The following is a 3,816-nucleotide window of genomic DNA, read 5'->3' as shown; positions in this document are numbered from 1 at the left end:
CCCTGTTCGGGGGCGCCAAGGGGACAGGCACCTTCGGAGCCAGTCCCCATCCGTGCGGTTTACTCGGTAACCGCCCGGATGGATGCCTCAATGCCGTCCATCAGCAAGGCCAGCTCATTCAGGGAAATTGCCAGCGGCGGGAAGATGACGATGATGTTGCCCAGCGGACGCAGGAACAGCCCGTGCTTGCGGGCCTCCAGGCAGACCCGTACCCCGACCCGCTCTTCCCAATGGTAGGGCTGCCGCGTCTCTTTGTCGACCACCAGTTCGATGCCGCCGATCATCCCTTCTTGCCTCACGTCGCCGACGTGCGGCAGGCCGGCAAGCTTTTGCAGCCGCTCCTTCAAATAGGCGATCTTCGGTACCAGCGCTTCCAGCAGCTTATCACTTTCGAAGAGGTCGAGGCTTGCCAAGGCGGCGGCGCAGGCGATCGGGTTCCCGGTGAAGGTGTGGCCGTGGAAGAAGGTCTTCAATTCGGCATAGGAGCCGATAAAGGCGTCGTAGACCTTCCTGGTGGTGAGAGTAGCGGCCAGCGGCAGGTACCCCGCCGAGATCCCCTTGGAAAGAGCCATGATGTCAGGAGTGATCGCCGCTTTCCCGCAGGCGAACATGGCCCCGGTACGCCCGAAGCCGACGGCCACCTCGTCGGCGATCATCAGCACGTCGAACCGGTCGCACAACTCCCGCACACGCTTGAGGAATCCCTCGGGGTGAACGATCATGCCACCGGCACCCTGCACGGCCGGTTCAATGACCAACCCCGCCAGTTCGTGGGCATGCTGCTCCATGAGCCGCTCCAACTCCTTCAGGCAGAGCATGCCGCAGCGTGTGCAGTCCCGATCTTCGGTGAGGGTGCATCGGTAGCAGTAGGGGGAGGGCGCTTTGATGGTGGGGAAGAGAAGGGGGGCGTACACCTCGTGATAGATGTCGATGCCGCCCACGCTCATGGAGCCGACGGTGTCGCCGTGATAGGCGTTAGTGAAGGATATGAACTTGGTCTTCTCGGGATGGCCGGTCTGGTTCTGGTACTGGAAGGCCATCTTCACGCCGATCTCGACGGCGGTGGAGCCGTTGTCGGAGTAGAAGACCTTGCAAAGAGCCGGCGGCGCGATGTCCACTAGTCGCTTGGCGAGCAGCGCGGCGCGGTCGTTGGTGAGCCCCAGCAGGGTGGAGTGCTCCAGGCGGTCCACCTGCTCCTTGATGGCCTCGTTTATCTCGCGGCGGCAATGGCCGTGCACGTTGGTCCAGATGGCGGCCACGCCGTCCAGGTAGCGGTTCCCCTCCGAGTCGATGATGTAGGAGCCTTCGCCGCGGGTGATGACGAGGTTTTCCGCCCCCTCCCATTCGCTCATCTGGGTGAACGGGTGCCAGAGATAATCGCTGTCGTACTTCCTGAGCGTTTTGGTGTCAAGCTCTTCCACAATGGACTCCTTAATCGAACATCTCCCGCAGCATGATGGCAGTTGCCGGGTCCTTCTCCAGGGCAGCTGCCACCCCTTCCACGACGGCTCTCTCGTCGTCACCCTTGATGTCAGGGAAGACACCAAGAAGCAGCGATCCGGACAGCGAAGAGATCATGTGCGGTGCATATTCCTCAGCCTGATCCGGATGCTCCGGGTACCGGTTGACTATCACCCCTTTGACATTGAGCCCCAGGGTGCGCGCGCAGAAGGTGGTGAGCAGTGAATGGTTGACGGTGCCCAGGTTGGGCCTGGCCACCACGGCGACCGGCAGAGCGAGCTGCAAGGCGAGATCGGCCATCAGCAGGCCGCCCGCGAGGGGGACCATCAGCCCCCCGGCTCCCTCGACGATGACGTAGTCGAATTTCTCGGCCAGCCGCTTGTAACAATCGGCGATTACCTGGAAGTCTATCCTTACCCCATCCAGTGAAGCGGAGACCGAGGGCGCCAGCGGGGCCTTGAGCCGATAGGGGGCCGAGTCAGGCGTGACGGTGGTGCCGGCGCCGAAAGCCAACAGCTCGGCGTCCTCCGAAACCAACTGGCCGTCACGTTCGATGCAGCCGCTGGTTACCGGCTTCATCACGCCCACCGAAAGTCCCCTGTTCTTGAGCAGCCTGGCGATGACAGCGGCGGCGATGGTCTTGCCGACTCCCGTGTCTGTCCCGGTTATGAAGATTCCTTTGCAAGACATTCCATTACCTCATAAGAAAGGGGCTAGTGAGCGCACATCACCGTGGTCAGCCCCAGGTCGGAGAACATCTTCAGGTCAACGTTGATGTTGCGCCCCAGCGTGGTGAGATAGTTGCCGATCATGGTCCCGTTGGCTCCGGCGAAGAAGATCCAGGACTGCAGGTCGCGCAGGTTTTTCTCCCTGCCGCCGCAGACGGTGATCCGCTTGCCCGGCAGGATGAAGCGGTAAAGGGCGATGGTCTTCAGGCATTCCTGCGCCGTGATGTGGGAAGCCCCTTCCAGCTTGGTTCCCTCGATCGGGTTTAGGAAGTTGATCGGCACCGAGTCGACGTCCAGTTCCTTGAGCTTGAAGGCCATCTCGATCCTCTGAGCCGGGCTTTCGCCGAGGCCGAAGATGCCGCCCGAGCAGACTTTGACGCCGGCTTTTTTCACCGCCCGCACCGTATTGACGTCATCCTCATAAGGATGGGTGGTGCAGATGTTGGGGAAGAAGCTTTCCGCCGTCTCCAGGTTGTGGTGGTAGGTGTCCATCCCGGCTTCTTTGAGCTTGAGGGCGGTCTCCTCGTCGATGATGCCGAGCGAGCAGGAGGGGAGGATGGAGGTCTCCTTCCTGATCTTGCGCAGCGCCGCCAGGATGCTGTCTAACTCTTTTCCCCGCACGGTAGTGCCGCTGGTGATAATGCCGAAACAGGCGGAACCGCTCTCTTCGGCAGCGCGGGCGGACTCCAGCATGCGCTCTTCCTCGACCAGGCCGTAGACCGGGGCGTCCGTCTTGTGATGAGCCGACTGGGCGCAAAAGGCGCAATCCTCGGAGCAGCGTCCCGATTTGGCGTTGATGATGGAGCAGAGGTGCACCTCGTTACCGACGAACTGCTCCTTGATCTTCGAAGCGCCGCGGAAGAGATCGAAAACGGCGGAACCTTCAGCTTCCGAGAGGCGCAGGGCCTCTTCGGGAGTAGGGGCTCCCCCAGCTAAAACCTTGTCGACAATACCTTTGATTAATTTTTCCATGACTTCCTCCCACGCGTCATTTAACACGCCGGCCGACCATTGTCAACCTTATCGAAGCAGGTGGTTGACAAGGAGGGTAAATAGAGACAAGGAACGGCACGGAACGAAGGACGGGAGGTCCCGCAACTGTGTTTCCCTCGCCCCTTCAGGGGAGAGGATGGCCGCAGGCCGGGTGAGGGCGCCTCATCGCCAGGAAAGGCCCCGCCCTCACCCCAGCCCTCTCCCCCAAGGGGGTGAGGGGGAGTAAAAATACGTTGAAGCGAAGAAGATTGAGACAACAGTGATGAACAGGGAGGACTGCCGGCGGGGGCGGAAATTGCTAGAGGTTAAAGTTCTTCCTGCGTGAATGCCACTACCTCGTCGATGCTTTCCTTGTCGAGCAACACCATCACCAGCCGATCGAGGCCAAGTGCGATGCCGGCCGATTCGGGTAGGGTCGCCAGCGCGGCGAGGAACTTCTCCGCCACGGGGTAGGCTGCCTTTCCCATCGATGCGCGTTCTAACGTCTCTGCTTCGAACCTCTTTCGCTGCTCGACCGGGTCGGTCAGCTCCGAGAAGGCGTTGGCGATCTCGAGCCCCCCGATGTAGAGCTCGAAGCGCTCCGCGACGGTCGGATCATCCTTCTTAAGCCGGGCTAGCGCCCCGCAGCAGGCGG

Annotated in this window: 4 protein-coding genes; all 4 read right to left on the bottom strand. The window is 61.4% G+C overall.

What is annotated here, in order from left to right:
• Positions 1-59 precede the first annotated feature (59 nt).
• Positions 60-1,421 carry an adenosylmethionine--8-amino-7-oxononanoate transaminase gene (bioA, locus tag VJ604_RS11250; RefSeq protein WP_324082531.1) on the bottom strand — a complete coding sequence of 454 codons (1,362 nt, stop codon included), beginning with the start codon at positions 1,419-1,421 and terminating at the stop codon, positions 60-62.
• A gap of 10 nt (positions 1,422-1,431) precedes the next feature.
• Positions 1,432-2,151 (bottom strand): dethiobiotin synthase, encoded by a 720-nt coding sequence (gene bioD, locus VJ604_RS11245; RefSeq protein WP_324082530.1) that lies wholly within the window; start codon positions 2,149-2,151, stop codon positions 1,432-1,434.
• Positions 2,152-2,174: 23 nt separating this feature from the next.
• Complete coding sequence (bioB, locus tag VJ604_RS11240; protein WP_324082529.1) at positions 2,175-3,161, bottom strand: biotin synthase BioB; 987 nt, start codon at positions 3,159-3,161, stop codon at positions 2,175-2,177.
• 326 nt (positions 3,162-3,487) lie between these two features.
• A partial coding sequence (locus VJ604_RS11235; protein ID WP_324082528.1) for an amino acid--tRNA ligase-related protein occupies positions 3,488-3,816 on the bottom strand: 329 nt, incomplete at its 5' end.

This window comes from Geomonas sp., from assembly GCF_035254065.1.
Classification (GTDB): domain Bacteria; phylum Desulfobacterota; class Desulfuromonadia; order Geobacterales; family Geobacteraceae; genus Geomonas.
The sequence above is the reverse complement of the archived record's forward strand: the minus strand, read 5'-3'. Positions and strand labels throughout refer to the sequence as shown.

Bases quoted from the DNA above. Each gene is read 5' to 3' on its own strand.
- bioB (WP_324082529.1), bottom strand. From the start codon at position 3,161: ATGGAAAAATTAATCAAAGGTATTGTCGACAAGGTTTTAGCTGGGGGA.
- bioD (WP_324082530.1), bottom strand. From the start codon at position 2,151: ATGTCTTGCAAAGGAATCTTCATAACCGGGACAGACACGGGAGTCGGC.